The organism is Tellurirhabdus rosea, from assembly GCF_026278345.1.
GTDB lineage: Bacteria > Bacteroidota > Bacteroidia > Cytophagales > Spirosomataceae > Tellurirhabdus > Tellurirhabdus rosea.
This window is the reverse complement of the sequence record NZ_CP111085.1, coordinates 5,293,116-5,311,186: the sequence shown is the minus strand read 5'-3', so window position 1 is coordinate 5,311,186 and position 18,071 is coordinate 5,293,116. Positions and strand designations below refer to the sequence as shown.

11 protein-coding genes are annotated in these 18,071 nt (G+C 59.8%); 4 read left to right on the top strand and 7 right to left on the bottom strand.

The window, feature by feature from the left end; genetic code table 11:
- Positions 1-13 precede the first annotated feature (13 nt).
- Positions 14-1,462, top strand: a complete 1,449-nt coding sequence (locus ORG26_RS22360) for a Gfo/Idh/MocA family protein (RefSeq protein WP_266365829.1) — start codon at positions 14-16, stop codon at positions 1,460-1,462.
- A 36-nt stretch (positions 1,463-1,498) separates the two neighbouring features.
- Here the strand turns inward: ORG26_RS22360 and ORG26_RS22355 are convergent, their stop codons facing one another.
- Positions 1,499-2,638, bottom strand: coding sequence for an acyltransferase family protein (locus ORG26_RS22355; RefSeq protein ID WP_266365827.1), 1,140 nt, complete (start codon positions 2,636-2,638; stop codon positions 1,499-1,501).
- Positions 2,639-2,742: 104 nt separating this feature from the next.
- Here ORG26_RS22355 and ORG26_RS22350 point away from each other — a divergent pair, with 104 nt between their 5' ends.
- From ORG26_RS22350 to ORG26_RS22340, 3 genes are read left to right on the top strand one after another with little or no spacing between them, the layout of a single operon-like run.
- A complete protein-coding gene (locus tag ORG26_RS22350; protein WP_266365825.1) occupies positions 2,743-5,337 on the top strand; it encodes a family 20 glycosylhydrolase in 2,595 nt (864 codons plus the stop codon).
- Positions 5,338-5,394: 57 nt separating this feature from the next.
- Positions 5,395-6,645, top strand: coding sequence for an MFS transporter (locus tag ORG26_RS22345; RefSeq protein WP_266365823.1), 1,251 nt, complete (start codon positions 5,395-5,397; stop codon positions 6,643-6,645).
- Positions 6,646-6,688: 43 nt separating this feature from the next.
- On the top strand, positions 6,689-7,852 hold the full coding sequence (locus ORG26_RS22340; RefSeq protein WP_266365821.1) for a DNA-binding transcriptional regulator: 1,164 nt from the start codon (positions 6,689-6,691) through the stop codon (positions 7,850-7,852).
- A gap of 3 nt (positions 7,853-7,855) precedes the next feature.
- On the opposite strand, the gene ORG26_RS22335 is transcribed toward ORG26_RS22340, so the two are convergent.
- The 6 genes from ORG26_RS22335 to ORG26_RS22310 all read right to left on the bottom strand — a co-directional run bounded on the left by ORG26_RS22335 (position 7,856) and on the right by ORG26_RS22310 (position 18,054).
- The gene (locus ORG26_RS22335) at positions 7,856-9,088 is read right to left on the bottom strand and encodes a DegT/DnrJ/EryC1/StrS family aminotransferase (RefSeq protein WP_266365819.1); all 1,233 of its coding nucleotides are present in this window, start codon (positions 9,086-9,088) and stop codon (positions 7,856-7,858) included.
- A 309-nt stretch (positions 9,089-9,397) separates the two neighbouring features.
- Positions 9,398-10,267 carry a glycerophosphodiester phosphodiesterase family protein gene (locus ORG26_RS22330; protein ID WP_266365817.1) on the bottom strand — a complete coding sequence of 290 codons (870 nt, stop codon included), beginning with the start codon at positions 10,265-10,267 and terminating at the stop codon, positions 9,398-9,400.
- Between the two features lie 3 nt (positions 10,268-10,270).
- Positions 10,271-11,629, bottom strand: a complete 1,359-nt coding sequence (locus ORG26_RS22325; RefSeq protein WP_266365815.1) for a PhoPQ-activated pathogenicity-related family protein — start codon at positions 11,627-11,629, stop codon at positions 10,271-10,273.
- A 34-nt stretch (positions 11,630-11,663) separates the two neighbouring features.
- Positions 11,664-12,929, bottom strand: a complete 1,266-nt coding sequence (locus ORG26_RS22320; protein ID WP_266365813.1) for a hypothetical protein — start codon at positions 12,927-12,929, stop codon at positions 11,664-11,666.
- Positions 12,930-12,975: 46 nt separating this feature from the next.
- Entirely contained in the window at positions 12,976-14,616 is a 1,641-nt protein-coding gene (locus ORG26_RS22315; RefSeq protein WP_266365811.1) for a SusD/RagB family nutrient-binding outer membrane lipoprotein, read from the bottom strand.
- An 18-nt stretch (positions 14,617-14,634) separates the two neighbouring features.
- Positions 14,635-18,054: a SusC/RagA family TonB-linked outer membrane protein gene (locus ORG26_RS22310; RefSeq protein WP_266365809.1), complete on the bottom strand. Its 3,420-nt coding sequence runs from the start codon at positions 18,052-18,054 to the stop codon at positions 14,635-14,637.
- Between the last annotated feature and the right edge of the window lie 17 nt (positions 18,055-18,071).

Here is an 18,071-nt window from a genome sequence, read left to right as displayed (position 1 = left end):
CCGCAACTGGTGTATGACTGAAAAACAAGCCGCCCCCGGACCCAACAGCCGCCGGGAGTTTCTGAAAGTATCTTCGCTGGCCGCCACCTCCTTTTTCATCGTGCCGCGCCACGTGATCGGGAAAGGATTTGTGCCGCCGAGCGACAAGCTGAACATTGCCGGGATCGGCGTCGGCGGCAAGGGCCGGAGTGATCTGGCGGCCTTCGCCAAAAGCCCTAACGTCAACATCGTGGCCCTCTGCGACGTGGACGACCGCCAGGCGGTGCAGTCCCGGACCAACTTCCCCCAGGCGACCTACTACCGCGATTTCCGGGAAATGCTGGCCAAAGAGCGCAAAAACATCGACGCCTGCTCCATCTCTACGCCCGACAACACCCACGCCGTCGCCACGCTAGCCGCCATGCAGCTGGGCAAGCACGTGTACACCCAGAAACCACTGACCCACGACATCTACGAAGCCCGGGTGCTGGCCCAGGCCGCCAAAAAATACAAGGTCGTCACGCAGATGGGCAATCAGGGCGGCTCGGGCAACGGAGTGCGCCGGATGAAGGAGATTTACGATACGGGCCTTATCGGCGACGTGCATAAGGTGCTGGCCTGGACCAACCGCCCCGTATGGCCCCAGGCCAACCCGACCGACCAGACGTTTGAACCTCCCAAAGAGCTGGATTTCAACCTCTGGCTGGGTCCGGCCAAAAAAGTGCCGTACAACCCCGCCTACCTGCCCTGGAACTGGCGCGGCTGGTGGCCCTACGGCACCGGAGCGCTGGGCGATATGGCCTGCCACATCCTCGACCCCGTTTTCCGGATTCTGCCCGTCGATTATCCGAACTCCGTCGAATGCAGCGTGGCCGGCAACTGGACGTTTACCCTTCGCCCGCAGGACGACAGCCCGGACTGGACCCCTTTCTCAACCTCCATTCACCTCAATTATCCCCGTAAAGACGGAAAAGGCGACCTTAAACTGAGCTGGTACGACGGCGGTATCCTGCCCGAACTTCCCGAGGAACTGCAACCCGGCGAAAGCTTCGGCAACTCGGACGGAGGGGTGCTGTTCATCGGGTCAAAAGGGAAACTGATGGCGGACTGCTACGGGGCCAACCCGCGTCTGCTCCCGCTGAAAGACAACCAGCTACTCAACATTCCGGAAACCATCGAGCGGGTGCCCAACGAAGACCACTACCTGCAATGGGTCAACGCCTGCATGGCGGGATATGGAAACGGCAAAACCAGTTCGCCCTTCGACTATGCGGCCCCGTTCACCGAAAGCATTCTGATCGGAAACCTGGCGATCCGGAGCTGGATGCTGCGCGATAACCCGACGGCCAAACGGGAGGCAGACCGGTACCACGGCCGCAAGAAACTGCTCTGGGATGCCGCCAACATGAAAGTCACGAACTACGACCTGGCCAACCAGTTTGTCAAACGCGACTACCGGGACGGCTGGAATCTGGCTTTGTAATGCCTTTCGAAACGGCAGGGGGCGCCCTCTGCCGTTTTATAATTTGATGAAAATCTTCTTCCGATACAGCCAGTAGGCCGGCACAAAATTGACCCCGACAAACAGCAGGCCGTACAGCATACTCACACACTTCGGGTCGAGGCCGGTGCCGGTCAGGGTTCGTTGAAAATGCCCGTTCAGCGATGCTCCGCCCACGTTCAGGCCGTAAAACAGCAGGGCCAGCAGATCCGCCAGGACGTAGACGGCAATGGCGTTGGCCCCGAAAATGATGCCGGGTCGGGTGCCCGTGGTGTGCCGCCGGGTATCGACGAGAAAGTACATCGCCCCCAGCAGCAGCGCCGCCATGCCCGAGGTGACCAGCACGAAAGAGCTGGTCCAGAGGTTTTCGTTCACCGGAAAAACCAGCCCCCAGAAATACCCCAGCGCGGCCGAAAAAAGTCCGGCGGTCATGAGGTAATTGACTTTTTCGTTGGGAGAAAAATGGCTTTGAAGCAGCCGTCCCGCCAGCAGGCCGGTGATGCCGGAAACGGCCGCCGGGAAGGTGCTCAGGATGCTCTCGGGGTCCCAGGTGCCCTGCCACATCCGCCCCGGCAGAAACTGCCGGTCGAACCAGGCGACGAGGTTAACTCCCGGTTCCAGCACCACCCTCCCCGCGCCCGGCGTCGGGATGAGCGCCAGGGCCAGCCAGTAGGCCACCAGCACCCCCGCGCCCAGCCACGCCTGCTGTTTCCAGTTCGTGTTCAGGAAGAGGATGGCGCAGAGCAGAAACACAATCGCGATGCGGTGCAGCGTCCCCGTCCAGCGGATGCTGCTGAAGTCAAAATCGGGCTGGAGGTTCAGAAACATCCCCACGGCAAAAATCTTCAGCGCCCGCACGACGATCTTTCGGTACATCCCGCGCCGGGGTTCGCCCGCCGCCAGCCGCCGCGAATAGGCAAAAACGATGGAAACCCCGATGATAAACAGGAAGAACGGGGCGACCAGATCGGTGAACGAAAGGCCGTTCCAGACCGTATGACGCAGGGTGTGGTAAACGTGGTCGCCGTCGCCCGGAAAATTGACCAGAATCATGGCGGCAATGGTGAAGCCCCGAAAGGCATCCAGCGAGATGAGCCTGGGGCCGACGGCGGCGGGGTCGGCGGGCGGCGCGCCGACGGGGTTGGCTTGCGTGATCATGGTCGGGGGGCCGGGCGGAGAATTTTTACCAAAACTCTTTAGTAAGTCAGTGGTAACTTTAGTACGTTTCGCCGTAGTATTAAGGCTATCAACGAACCCACCCCATGCTGATTTTTTTTCGGGCGGCGGCCCTTTTTCTCCTGTCTGCCCTCCTGCTCACCTGCCAGCAAACGCCGGGCAGTACGACCGGAAATTCGACGGTGGCAGTTTCCTGGGAACTGCTCACCAATTTTACGTCCGTCGAAAACGGCTTTGAAGCCCGGTTCACCCTGACCAACAAGGGCAGCGAAACCCTCAGCGACACCGGCTGGGCCCTGTTTTTCAACATGGCTCCCCGCCCGATTCTGGCCCACCCGCAATCCCAGCCGGGCAAGCTGCAGCACCTCAACGGGGATTGGTACAAACTGACGCCCAACAAAGGATTTGTGCTCAAACCCAATACGTCCGTCGAAATCCGGTACATGGGCACCGAAGGAGTCATCAAGGAAACCGACGCGCCGCTGGGCCTCTACTTTGTTTTCTACGACAAAAATGGCCAGGAAGAACGCATTGCGCAGGTGGCCGACTACCAGATTCAGCCGTTTACCCGAAAAGAGCAGCAGCTGCTCGGAAAAGAAGATCTGGAGCCCATCCAGACGCCCGAACTGCGGTACCAGCAGAACCTCAGGGCCAGCCTGATTGCCCCGGAGCAGTTGCCGCGCCTCGTTCCGTCACCGGTTCGGCTGACGGCTTCCGCGGGTTCGTTTGCGCTGACGAATACCGTTCCGATCTATTACGGCCCCGGTCTGGAAAGCGAAGCCCGGTTTCTGGCCGGGAAGCTGCAGGCCCTGACCGGAACAACCTTCAACCTCAGCAGCGGAACCCCAGCCGAAAAAGGCATCGTGCTGACTACCAGCCCGGTGCAGGTGAACGAAGTAACGAAGGAAGCGTACCGGCTGGGCATCGACAGCAACGGCATTGCCATCAACGGCACCGACGCCGCGGGAGTTTTTTACGGCATCCAGAGCCTCCTGGCCCTGATTCCGACTGAAACGTACCTGAAACCGGCGGCCACGGTCTCGCTTCCCTTCGTGCAGGTGGAAGACGCGCCCCGGTTCCCGTTCCGGGGGCTGCACATGGACGTCAGCCGGAATTTTCAGACCAAGGAAACCGTCCTCCGTTTTCTGGACCTGCTCGCTTTTTACAAAATCAATCATTTTCTGTTCTACACGACCGAGGACGAAGGCTGGCGGCTGGAAATCGACGGCCTTCCGGAGCTGACGGAGGTAGGCGCCCAGCGTCAGCACACGACCGGCCGGGATACGCCGGTGCTGCATCCGGCCTACGGCTCCGGCCCGACGCCCTACGAAAAAGGCAAACACGGCAGCGGTTTTTACACCCGGGCCGATTTTATCGAGATTCTGAAATACGCCCGGGAGCGCCACATCAAGGTCATTCCGGAAGTGAACTTTCCCGGCCACGCCCGGGCGGCCATCAAGGCGATGGAGGCCCGGTACCAGCGGCTGATGAAGGCAGGAAAAAAAGCCGAAGCGGAAGAATACCGGCTCATCGACCCCGACGACCGGTCGGTGTACCTCTCGGCGCAGGGCTACCGGGACAACGTCGTGTGCGTGGCCCGCGAATCGGCGTACCATTTCTACGAAAAAGTAGTGGACGAAATCGCGGAGATGTACCGGGAAGCCGGGGTGCCGATGGATGTCATGCACGCGGGCGGCGACGAAGTGCCCGAAGGCGCCTGGACCCGCTCCCCGATGGCCGCCCGGCTGCTGCGTGAACACCCCGAGATCGGCGATCCCAAAAACCTGCAAACCTATTTCTTCCGCCAGCTGGTGCCGCGCCTGCGGAAGCGCAATCTGACCATTCACGGCTGGGAGGAAGTGGCGCTGCTCAAAAATCCGGACGGGTCGTACCGGGCCAATCCGGAGTTTGCGGGCGGCCCGGTGGTGCCCTACATCTGGAACAACCTTTTCGACTACGACCTCGGCAATCGCCTCGCCAATGCCGGATACCCGGTCGTGCTCTGCAACGTGTCGAATTTTTACTTTGACCTGGCTTACAACAACGACCCGCAGGAGCCGGGCCTCTACTGGGCCGGGTTTGTCGATACCCGCCAAAACTGGACGTTTGCGCCCTACAACATGTTCTGGACGACCTACAAAACGGCGATGGGCAAACCGCTGGGACCGGAGTTTGCGGGCAAGGAACGGCTGAAACCCGAAGCGCGCAAAAACATCCTCGGCATTGAGGCGCAGCTCTGGAGCGAAACCATCAAAGGGCGCGACATGATCGAATATTACGCCCTGCCCAAACTCATCGCTTTTGCCGAAAGTGGCTGGGCGCCCGAGCGGCCGTGGGAATCCCTCGAAGACCGCGCCACCCGTGAACAGGCCATTGCCCAGGGCTGGAACGTCTTTGCCAACACCCTCGCCCAAAGGGAGTTGCCCCGGCTTGCCCGGCTGAACGGCGGCTACAATTACCGCCTGCCGCCGCCCGGTGCCTTCGTGGAGAACGGCAGCCTGAAGGCTAACGTGGAATACCCCGGTCTGGCCATTCGCTACACCATCGACGGCTCCGAACCCACCGGACAGTCGGCACGGTACACGAGTCCGTTACCCGCCCGGGGAACCGTAAAGCTCAAAAGTTTCGACGCCGCCGGTCGTTCCAGCCGCACCACTACCGTTGCCGTCACCACGCAGTAAACCCGACTCCATCCACGCGTTCACTCAATCCCTCAATCGCTCTTTCACTCAATCCTGATGAAGTCCAGTACCCTGATTGTCCTGCTGATCCTGCTGATATTTTTCGTTATCTCTTTTCTGACCAACATTTTAGGCCCCATCATCCCGGACCTGATCCAGAGTTTTGACCTCAGCATCGGACTGGCGGGCTTTCTGCCGTTTGCGTTTTTTGTCGCCTACGGCGTGATGTCGGTTCCGTCGGGGGTGCTGGTCGAAAAATACCGCGAGAAACGGGTGCTGCTGTGGGCCTTTCTGCTGGCCTTTGCGGGGGCGCTGCTGTTTGCGGTGATGCCCGGGTTTTCGGTGGCGCTGCTGTCGCTTTTCCTGATCGGAATCGGCATGGCGATGTTGCAGGTCGTCATCAATCCGCTGCTTCGGGTGGCGGGGGGCGAAGCGCATTTTGCGTTCAATTCAGTGCTGGCGCAGTTGTTTTTCGGCGGCGCATCGTTTCTGAGTCCGCTGCTGTACAGCTATCTGGTGCAGCACGTGCATTCGGGCGACTCCTCGCCCCTGCTTAACCTGCTGAACCGGCTCGTTCCGGCAAGCCTGAAATGGATTTCCCTGTACTGGGTCTTTGCGGTGATTGCCCTCGGGATGGTGCTGGTGATCGGGCTGGTCCGCTTTCCGGAAGTGGAGTTGAAAGAAGACGAACGAATCGATACCGGCTCGGCCTTCGGCGACCTGCTCCGGAACCGGACGGTCTGGCTTTTTTTCTTCGGCATCTTCGCGTACGTGGGCACCGAGCAGGGCATTGCCAACTGGATTTCCAAGTTTCTGCAAATCTACCACGGCGTCGATCCGGCCACGACCGGCGCGTCGGTCATTTCGTATTTCTGGGGGCTGCTCACGGTCGGGTGCCTGCTGGGACTGGGCCTGCTGAAGTTTTTCGACAGCCGGGTGGTGCTGCGGCTGTTTACGGCGGGAGCCATCGTTTCGCTGCTCGCCGCCCTGTTTGGCCCGCGGGAAGTAGCGCTGTATGCCTTCCCGGCGACGGGCTTTTTCGCTTCGGTCATGTGGTCGATTGTCGTGTCGCTGGCCCTGAACTCGGTGCCGCATCATCACGGGACGTTCTCGGGCATTCTGTGTACGGGCATTGCGGGCGGGGCGCTGGTGCCGCTCGTGATCGGGGGACTGGCCGAGCTGGTGGGGCTGCGGCTGGCGATGCTTTTTCTGCTGCTGACGCTGGGGTACATTTTCAGCATTACGGTCTGGGCCAAACCGCTGGTCACCAACGCCACGGTGAAAAGTCTGAAAGAAGTTTTTAGTTAACTTAAGGCAGCAAGCACGTCTTTACCCGTACCGAATCCGGCCCATGCACAAAATCATTCTGCTCATCGACTTTGCGGAGGAATACAGCAAGCGGCTGTTACAGGGCATCGTGAAGTACTCGCGGGAGGTCGGTCCCTGGGTTTTCTGCCGCATGCCGTTGTATTACCGCGAAACCATCGGCCTCAACGGCATTCTGGAATGGGCGCAGGAATGGGGCGCCAACGGCATCATCGGGCAGTTGTACAACGAAAAAGACGTGGCCCGGCTCGTGGAAGCGGGCATTCCGGTCATTGCGCAGGATTTTAAGGAACGGTTCAGCGAAATTCCGAACATCACCGGCGCTTACCAGGCGACCGGCGAAATGGCGGCGGAGTATTTTCTCAAAAAAGGATTCAAGCATTTTGCCTTTTACGGCTTCCGGAACATCGTCTGGTCGCGGGAACGGGGCGAAGGCTTCGAACGACGCATCCAGCAGGCGGGTTACCCGGTACACACCTTCGAGCAGCACTCCAACAAAGACGGCGATTTGTGGTTCTACATGCCCAGTTCGCTGAGCGAATGGCTGACCTCACTGCCCAAGCCCATCGCCATCATGGCCTGCGACGACCGGCTGGGCCAGCACATCACCGAAGCCTGCCGCAATTCGGGTATCCGCATCCCGGAGGACGTGGCCGTGCTGGGCGTCGATAACGACGAAATGGTGTGCACGATTTCGGACCCTCCCCTGTCCAGCATTGCGCTCGACGCCGAAAAAGGCGGCTACGATTCGGCCCGCCTGCTCGATAAGCTCATCCGGAACGGCATGGCAAACCGGTACGATGTGGTAGTGAAACCGATGCAGATCGTCACCCGCCAGTCGACGGATATTTACGCCACGCACGACCAGTACATTGCTTCCTCGCTGAAGTTCATTCACCAGAACATCGACAAAAACCTCCAGGTCGAGGACGTGGTCCAGCAGGTTCCGCTCTCGCGGCGCGCGCTCGAAAAGCGTTTTCTGGACATTACGGGCTACCCCATTTACAAGTACATCGCCAACCTGCGCATCGAAAAATTCTCGCAAAAGTTGCTGGAAACGGACCTGGCGGTCTACGAAATTGCCCTCGACATGGGCTTTACCGACCCCAAAAACATCGCCCGGCAGTTCCGGCAGGTGAAAGGCTACACGCCGCAGGAGTTCCGCAAGCAGTACCTCGCGGGCAAATAACGGTCAGCGCCGCACGGCCCGCTGAATTTTGCGAATGGCCTCCGCAAAAGCTTCCATATCGGTGCGGGTGCCCAGCATGGCGTGCTGCAAAATCCAGACAGCTTCGTCGCGGCACGCTTTTTCGGCGACGGGACAATAAACTTCCGTGTAATCGACCATTTCGGGAATGGCGTAGCACATCCAGTTCCGGTTCTGAAAAAGCGGCTGCCGGTACAGCGGATGCGGATAGCCCCGGAAACAGGGCACGCCCTCGGCCGCCAGCAGCTCCACAAACCGGGTTTTGGACAGGCCGCCGAACGCCGACGCGTCGTACCGGAAAATGTACAGGTGATAACAATGCACCGTTTCGCCATGCCCGCGGGTCAGGGGCGTAATGCCTTCGATTCCGGCCAAGAGTTCGTTCAGGTACAGGCCGTTTTCGTTCCGCCGGTGCGTCTGTTCGTCCAGCCGTTTCAGCTGTTCGGAAAGCAGAACGGCCTGCATGGGCGTCAGCCGGTAGTTGCAGCCGGGATTGAAATGGTCGTACCACTGCCCGCCTTCGAGGCGGCCCACGTTGCGGAGGGAATGCATCAGCCGATAAAGGTCGGGGTCGTTGGTGACCACCATGCCGCCTTCCCCGCCGGTAAGGTTTTTGGACGACTGAAAACTAAAGCTGCCCGCATCACCAATGGCGCCCAGTTTCCGGCCCCGGTATTCGGCTCCGTGCCCGTGGGCGGCGTCCTCGATAACCCGGAGATTATACCGGCGGGCGAGGTCCAGAATCGCGTCCATCCGGCAGGCCTGCCCGGCAAAATGAACGGGAATGATGGCCCGGGTCCGCGGCGTAATGGCCCTTTCGACGGCTTCCGGGTCCAGATTGTAGGTATCCGGTTCAATATCGGCGAAGACCGGCACACAGTTGGCCTCGATAACCGTGGAGGCGGTCGCAATGAAGGTGTAAGGCGGCACAATGACCTCGTCGCCCGGACGGACGCCGCAGGCGATCAGCGCCAGCCGGAGCGAAACCGAGCCGTTGACGCAGCTCACGGCGTAACGGGTGCCGCAATAAGCCGCAAACGCCTGTTCAAAAGCTTCCACTTCGCCGAGGCAGTCCGGATTGCCCCATTTGCCGTTCCGGATAATGTCGGCCACGGCCTCCACCTCCCGCTCGTCGTAGATGGGCCAGGGAAACTGTTTCGTTACGGCCTTATCGCCCCCCTCAATGGCCAGCCGGTCGGTGATGCGCTCCTGTATCATAAGGATAGTACGAAAACGAGCGACTTTCAGGCTACTGGCTGGCGGGAGATTTTGATGAAGGGGGTGAGAGAAAAGAGGTTAGAGAAAAGAGAAAAGAGGCATTAGAAAAGAGACGCTAGACAAAAGACGAAAGACAAGAGACAAGAAACGCTGGACGTTTGCTTTTCAAAAATGAGGCGCGGCAGCACCATGTTCCGGCCGCCTTTTGCACCCAGCGTCAAATGTGTCTTGTTCTTTTCTCATTTCTCTTGTCTCTTGTCCCTTGTCTAATGTCTCCTCTCTTTTCTCTTGTCTCTTGTCTCTTGTCTCTCAATCCATCGCCCGATAGAGCCGCTCGACGTGATCGGTCTGGATGACGTCGAGGCCGAGGCGGGCCATTTTTCGGTATTCTTCGGGCTGCTCGTATGGGCCGAGCGCGTCGGAAAAAACGCGGATTCCCCGTTCGTGAAGCTGGTCGATGAGCCGCTTGCTGAGCAACTGCCAGGGCACGTCAAAGGCATACGGAGCCAGTTTCTCCACTTTTTCGGCTATCTCCGCTTCGTTCCGGAGGGCGGGCATTCGTCTGGCGGCGGGCGCCACGTTTCGGAGCGAGAGCAGAAAGGCATCCGAACCGTAAAAAACGGCTCCGTTCAGCAAGCCGTATTGGGCCAGCATCGCTACCAGCGGCCCGGCGGCCACGTCCTTGCAATCGACGTACAAATGGGTTTGGTAGGCGTGCCGGGCGTTCCAGTCGGCCAGCAGGCGGCAGACTTCCTCCAGCGTTGGAATGCGTTCGTCGGCGAAGCGGTTGCCGAATCCTTTGCCCGCCGAAAGCTGCTTCAGCTCGTCCAGCGTCCGGTCCCGGGCCGGACCGGTTCCGGTGGTCGTTCGCTCCAGCGTGCCATCGTGCAGGATGAACAGCTGTCCGTCGCGGGAGGTCCGCACGTCGATTTCCAGGTAGTCCACCTGCCAGGGCAGGACGGTCCGGAAAGCGGCCAGCGTATTTTCGGGAGCCAGTGGGGATGTGCCCCGGTGCACAGACACTCCCAGCGCATAGCGGCTTCGCATGGCCTGCCGCAGCCCGGCCAGATCCCGACCGGCCGAATCCGCGGCAGACTGGGCTGCAACGGATTGCGGAGTCAGGAAAAAAAAGAGCAGGGCCACGGTATGCAGCCCTGCCGTCCACTTCCGAGCAATCATTGGTTATTTGAGGAACACTTCGTCATTGTCCGTCAGAAACATCCGGGTGCTTTCGGTATAAGTGCCGCCGTTGGGCGCGTTGTACTTCAGATCGACGTAAAACGCCTTGTAGCCCGCTTTCGGGAACGCTTCGACCAGTTCCACCTTCGGCTGGTTCCGGATGCCCAGGCTGCGGCTTTCCCATTTTTCATCCTGAAAGATCTTGTCCTCCGAATCGGCCGACCAGACAATGGCATCCACCAGCGCGTCGGGCGTAGTTTTGATGGACAGCTTTACGCCGTCTTTGGTTTTGACCGCGTTCCATTCGCAGACCGGGTATTTCTGTTTCAGCATCGTGGCCCCGAAGAACGCGCTCAGCCCCTCCAGCGCCTGCCGTTTGTCGCCGAGTCCGTGTCCGGCGTTCGGGACGTAATGGATCAGGTTCTGGCCCGGAATGTCGTCGTAATAGTGCTTGATGGCGTCCACGGTCCAGTATTCATCGTTGGTGCCCATAAAAATCATCTTCGGCTGGGTCAGCTTTTTCCGGTACGAATACGGGTCGATCATCTGGTTGATGGCCTTGCCGGTCGGCGAGGTCATGGCGTCGGTCAGTCCGAGTGCCACATAATCCTGAATCTGTTCGCTGTATTTGTTCCAGGACTCAATCTGGTACTTCAGGTTTTTGGGCATGTTCAGAATGTCGATGACCATCGGGGCAATGGCGACGGCCCGCGGGTCCATTGCGCCCGTCAGCCAGGTGGTCCAGCCCCGCTTGGACGCGCCGGAAACCACGAAGCGGGCCACCTTATGGCCCAGGTTCCGGTCGGCAAACTCCTGCACGGCATCCATCGCTTTCACGGCGCTTTTGGTCATCGGAAACAGCAGCGGCCACGAGTAATCGTTGTCTTTCTGAAACTGGTGCAGCGTGTACGAAATGAGGGCGTCTTCGGTCAGGTTGTCGAAAAACGGCTGGTTGGGGGTCTGCCGCAGCACGGCCACGATGGCCTTGTTTTTGGCCGCCAGCATCCCGAAAGCGAGGGCGTCGTCTTTCTTTTTGCTCCAGTTGGGCTGCTCGTCCTTGTTGGAGCCGCCCGTGATGAAGAGCAGCGCGCCGTCGTGCTGGTTTTCTTTGGGAACCAGAACCGTCAGCTGGTGCCGCCACGTAAACTGCCGCCATTTCTGCGAAGTCAGCAGCAGGTTGTAGGCCGTAATGTTGCCCAGATTCATCGTATCCTTCACCTCCCACCGGTACGACTTGTCGCCGTTATTGAGGTAGCTTTGCAGGGCATTCTCGGGCGTGATGGTGTCTTTTTTTATCTTGATAAATGCCGTCAGACAGATCGAAAAAATAAGGACCGTCAGGATCAGGAAGCGGGTGCGCATAGAGAAATCGGGTTTATGGTAAAAAAGAGGTAAGTCACTTTAAACTAATCGGTTTCGGGCTTTCGGCCAGCCATTTCAGCACCTCGGCCATGTAAATTTCTCCGGTCTGCTCTCCCAGACTCGTCCGGCTGATGTAGTCGTACCGCCGGAAGCTGTTGAAATCGACTTTGGTCAGCATGTAGCCGAAAGCCTCGTTGGTGAGGCCAAAAAGAAACGGGTAGCGGGTCTTCATGTGCCGCTTCAGATAAAACCCGATGTTGGGTAGGGCTTCGCCGGGAATGGTCACTACCTGGGCGGGACCAATGTTGAGCAGATTCACCTGGGCCTTCACCGTTCCGGCGGGCGAAAGTTCGTACTTCAGGGGCGAGTTTTTGATGATGTACCGCATCACCTCGGACTCCACCGGAAACTCCACCGACCGGGCGGCGCAGTAAAGCGCCGGGTTCTCGTCCACTTCCGCGGCACTGACAAGGCGGAGGGCTTCGTCGGCCAGCAATTCCCCGATCCGGATGCATTCGTTCCAGTCGTTGGCTTCTTTGCCGCCTTCGCGCCGGTTGTCGGCCGTGACCATTCCGCCCTGAGCCCCGTTCATGAACAGCGCCACCCCGCCGGTCTGCGCCTCGATGCGGGCGTACAGCGGGCCGCAGAGGTCCGGACTCAGGATTCCCCGGCCGGCGCCGATGACTTCGGGGTGAATGGCGTAATTGACCAGCGTCGCCAGGGGACGGCCTTTCTGCGGCCCGGTCCGGGCGATGGCCTGAATGACGCCGCAGCGGGGGTCGTACAACTGCTCGGCGTAGTAGTTATAGGCGATTTTGCCTTTCGCCTCGCCCACGGCCACTTTCAGGGAAGCCGGTTGCAGGTTTTCCACCGCTTCGTTGACGGCTTCTGCCATCTGCTTCACGCAGCGGTCCAGGTACATCAGGTCGGCATGGTGCTGTCCGCTGGCGTCCGGAAAGCCGTAGGCGTCAGGGCCGCTATGCGTGTGGGTCGCCCCGATCAGCACGTTCTCGGGCGGAATGCCGCGGATGAGCGCCCGCGTCTGGTTCCCCAGCGCCGAGGGCCAGCCCAGATTATCGACGCTCACGATGGCGACGCGGGTGGGGCCTTTTTCCAGAACCAGCGCCCGGATGTACAGCTCGCCCTTTTTTTCCTGGGCCGGTCTGGGCGTCCCGATGCCGCCCGAAACCGGGAGCAGCGGGTCCGGCGTAATGATCCGGACCGCCGCCCCGGCGCGGAAATCCTGCGCGTAGGAAGCCATGCCGAGCAGGAGACACAAACAGAATGCGATCGTCTTCATAAAAAGAGGCTTGTAAATCCTTTCGCGACGGTGCGAAAACGCCGTTTCACCACGGTTTGCCGGTTCCCTGCAACACCCACGGCTTCGACCAGGGGCTGTTTTTGCCGTCGGCTTCCGAATAAGGGGTCTGCTCCAGTTTGCTGATGGCCGCTTCGGCGTTGCTTTTGTTCAGATTCCGCTCGTCGAGCATGTAGAAAAAGCGAACGGGCAGCACCTTGCGCTTGGCCTGCGGGCCGACTTTCAGTTCCGGAAAACCCGTCCGGCGGTAGTCGAACCAGGCTTCGGTAGCGGCGGTCCAACTGGCGATCCACTTCTGTTCGATGATCTGTTTCTGCGTTCCGTTGTAGGCCGCGCTTTTCTGGGCGATGTAAGCCGGATAGGCGCTGCTCAGGCCCCAGGCATCGAAAGACGCTTTCACGCCCGCTTCGTAATGCGTTTTGGCATCTCCGGCCGCCCAGCCCCTCTGGGCGGCTTCCGCCAGCATAAACCGGACCTCTGCAGCCGATACGAGCCGGGATTTCAGCAGCGGACCTTTGGCCTGTTTGTAGATGTCGTTCAGCCAGGACACGTGCGGGTTGTTGGCCGCCTGCTCGGCCGTAGGACTCAGGTTGTAGGATGAGCCGCCCACAATGGCAACGGGCAGTCCGACGTAGTTGGGGTCCGTATTGACTTCCTTCCCGGCGACTTTATCGGGCGAAAGATACCGCTTGCCGTTCTCGATTTTGTCGGTGTTTCGGGGCAGGCTGGCGTCCACCACCAGCGGAATCTGCACTTTGTTGGCCCAGACGCCAAGGCGCGGGTCGTTGAGGGCCAGCAGGGCTTTGACGAAGGTGTCGCACATTTTGAGCCGCCGGTAATTGCTCCCGTTGGCGTCATAAACGGCATTGGCGGGCCAGGAATCCCCGGCGCTGTTGCCCGCAAACGGCATGGCGGCGTCGTCCGCCGCGGCCAGAATCAGCGGGTACTGGGCCGGACTGGCCAGCATTTTTTCGATGCCCGCTTTGGCCACCTCCGGCTTTTTGCCCGAAATACGCATTAGGTATCGCAGCGCCAGCGAGTTTGCCAGCTTCCGCCATTTGGCCGGGTCGCCGTTGTAGTACACATCGGCGGCGTCCACCGTACTGGTGTATTCCGCTTTGGGCTTCGAAAGCAGGGTGTTGGCTTTTTCCAGATCCGCCAGAATGCCCGCGTAGATGGTTTCCTGGCTGTCGAAGGCCGGGAAGGTGTTGGCCGCTCCGCCCTGTTCGCCTTTGAGGGCGCTCGTGTACGGCGCATCGCCCCAGAGGTCGGTAATGAGGCCAAACAGCATGGATTTCATGACCAGCGCCATGCCCTGCTGCAGCTCGAAGCCGAGCTGCACCGAACGGTCGTATACGTACTGGTTGTTGCGCAGAATGTCGTAATAGCCGCTCCAGCTCTGGCTTCCGCCCCAGTCGTACTCGTTATGCGTCCCGACCCAGCCGTCCTTCTGCGTGTGCTGCATGACCCCGGCCAGGTCCTGGTAGCCCAGATCGACAAAGGCTTTGCCCGTTTCGGTCAGGACCGTCGAAAGCACCAGATTGGGGTTCGCTTTCTGCGGGTCAACGCCGTTGGGATTTTGATTCAGATCGTTCAGATCCTTGCAGGAAAAGGTGAGCACCGACGCCAGCAGGACCGTCAACCAAAGGGTATGTTTCTTACTTTTCATGGCTAGAAAGATGGAAGCTTAGAAAGTTAGGTTCAGCTTGAAACCGACCGGAATGACCCAGGGCATGACGTTGTACCGTTCGATGCCCTGTTTGAACTGCGTTCCCGCCCCCTGCACCCCGGCTTCGGGCTGGAAAGCCATTTCGGGATCGACGTTGATCTTGGCCGCCGTCCACAGAATGATGTTGCGGCTGTACACCGACACACTCGCGTTCTGCAAACCCGCTTTTTTGATGAACGCCTGCGGCAGGTCGTAGGACAGCGAAACCTCCCGGAGTTTGAGGTAGGACGCGTCGTAGAGGAACGCCCGGGTAAACGACCAGGCCGTGGCGCCCGCAAAGGGCAGATACATCGTGCCGGTGCCGCCCAGGTTCTCTTTGTATCCGGTCGGATTTCCGTTCGCATCGTAGCCGGTGGCAATCACGCCGGGGATGAAGACCCCGCCGTACGGCAGCGTGTAAGGCCCGTATTTGAACGGATAACCGCCGTAATCCGGCGTCGGGCCGCCGACCAGCGGAAAGTAATTGCCATGAATCCGGATCAGTTCGTCCTGGTTGGCCACCAGGTAATTGCGCAGTGCATCGCCCGTCAGGCCGTTGGGATTGATGAGCTTGTCCAGAAAAAGCTGCGACTGTCCGTTCTCTTCGCCGTAGCGGTAGGTCTGCGACACAAAGTCGCCGCCGTTCCGCCAGTCGAAGGTCATGTTGAGGCTGAAGCCCTTGTAGGACAGGGAGGTTTGCGCCCCCATAATAAACTTCGGGTTGAAGTTGCCGATTTTGTTTTTCGTGTTGATGGCGTCGATCGACTGCCATTTGCCCGTGGCGTCCAGAATCGGGTATCCGTAGTAAGGCGAAGTTTTGTCTTTGACCGTCACGATCTGGGCGTCGTAAATATCGCCGATGTCCTCGCCCACGTACGTCCACGCGCCCCCTTTGGCGTCGGTCCAGAGGGTGTAATACGGCAGGTCATCCGACAGTTTTTCGATGCGGGTCCGGTTGCGGGTCAGGTTGGCGTTGACATCGAGCCGCCAGCCGTTGCGTTGCAGCGGGGTGCCGCCCAGCGTCAGTTCGATGCCCCGGCTCGAAAGCAGACCGGCGTTGATGTTCTTGGTGGTGTAGCCCGAAGACGGCGGCAGTTTGGTGCTCAGAATCTGGTTCCGGTTCTCGACGTGGTAGTACGTCCCGGTGAACCGCAGCCGGTCCCGGAACAGATTCAGGTCCACGCCTGCCTCAAGCGACGTCGCGATTTCCGGTTTCAGGTCGGAGATGAGCAGATTACCCGGCACCGAAAGCCGGGGCACGCCCGCCCAGGTTCCGGCGTTGTTGAGCGTACTGAGCAGCAGGTACGGGTTCGCGTCGTTGCCGACCTGCGCGTACCCGCCCCGCAGTTTGAGCAGGCTGATGGCGTTCGACGACGGGAAGGCCATTTCGTTGACCAGCACGCTGAGCGAGGCCGAGGGGTAGAAATACGAGCGGTTGGCCGCCGGAAGCGTGCTCGACCAGTCGTTGCGGGCCGTCAGGTCCAGGTAGATCATGTCCCGGAAGCCGATGTTGGCCAGTCCGTAAACGCTGTAGATGCCCCGCTGGAAACGGTAACTGCTGTAATCGAGGTTTTCGGGAAGAATGTTCTGGAGCGTGTACACGCCCGGCACAATCAGGCCCGTGCCGCTTTTGGTGGCGTTGGTGACGTTGCTGCCGTTCTGGTAACGGGCATTTCCCCCGGCCGAAAGCGACAGGCTGAAAGCGTTAATTTCCTTTTTGTACGTACCCAGAAAGTCGGCGTTGCTTTCAAAATTCGTCAGGCCGATGAGACCGTACGCGCCCCGGAGGTCGTTGGTATAGCTGTTGGCAATCCGCATTTCGCGCTGCTCCCGGTAGGTGTCGAGGGCGTAGCGGGCCATGAAGCTGAATGCGGGAGAAATCTGCCAGTCGGCTTTCAGGTTGCCAAAGACCCGGTCGCGCACAAAGCCGTTGTTGACTTCGTAGGCCAGAAAATACGGATTGTTGAATACGCCTTTGAACTGTGAACGCTGCTGCAAGCCCTCCTGACCGGGCAGCCAGTAGTTTTCCAGCGCGCGGATGTCGGTATGGGGCGACACCGCGTAGGCCCACTGCAGGGGGTTGGTGCCCCGGTTTCCGGCGGGCCGGTTGTTGGCGTTGTTGCGGCTGATGTCGAGGTTGGTGCTCAGCCGCCACTGGCTGCCGGCCTTGAAGCTGGCGTTGACGTTGAAAGTGTTGCGAAACAGGTCCGAGTTGGGAATGATGCCCTTATGGGTCATGTTGGAATACGACAGCCGGTAGGTGAAGGCGTCCGTGTTGTTGGCGACGGAAACGCCGTTAGTCGTCGTCACGCCGGTCTGGACGAAATTTCTGACGTTGTCGGGATGCGAAACCAGCGGCATCGGAATGGGTTTGCCGTTGGCGTCGAGCGGGCTGTTCCACTGCACTTCGGAGTAGCCCTTGTCGAGCGCCGCCCCGTAGGTCGCTCCCACTTCCTCCTGAACCAGTTTGCCGAACGGGTTGGACAGCGGGTTGTTGCTGACCGAAACGGGCGTGGCCGAAAACTGTCCGGAGCCGAACTGCGTCTGCCATTTCAGGAAGCGGTAGGGTTTATCGAAAACGGTGCTGGAAGTGATCGTCACGGTCGGCTTCCGGGCTTTGGCCCCGCTCTTGGTCGTGATGAGCACCACGCCGTTCCCCGCCCGCGAGCCGTAAAGGGCGGCGGCGCTGGGGCCTTTCAGAATAGAGACGTTCTCTACATCATCCGGGTTCAGATTGGAAATGGCGTTCCCGAAATCGGCCCGGTTGTCGTTGCCTACCTGACTTACGTTGTTCAGCGTATTGGCAACCGGCACCCCGTCGATGACAAACAGCGGCTGGTTGTCGCTGCTGAGCGAAGTGGCGCCCCGGATGATCATGCTCACCGACGAGCCGGTACCACCCGTCTGGCTGATCGTCACGCCCGCCACTTTGCCCGCTACGGCGTTCAGGACGTTTTCCTGCACCACGCGGGTGAACTCTTTCCCGTCCACCTTGCCGACCGCGTAGCCGAGCGAACGTTCTTCCCGTTTGATGCCCAGAGCCGTCACGACGGCTTCCTGAAGGGTTTCGGCGCTTTCGGTCAGCGCCACGTCCACCACGCTCCGGTTGCCGACGGCCACTTCCTGCGTTCCGAAACCGATGTAGGAAAAAACGATCACCGGGTTGCTGCCCGATACGTCGAGGGTGTAGCGGCCCGAGCCGTCGGTGGTGGTACCCATCTGGGTTCCTTTGATGACCACGTTCACGCCCGGCATGCCGGAACCGTCGACTCCGGAGGTTACCTTTCCGGCGATCCTGCGTGTTTGCTGGGCATAGGTAGCGACGGTACACACGCTCCAGCAGAGCAAAAATACCAGCCAACGCCAGGTCGTTTGCCGGTTCGTAAATGTCCTGTTCATCGTAGTTAGTTTGTGGT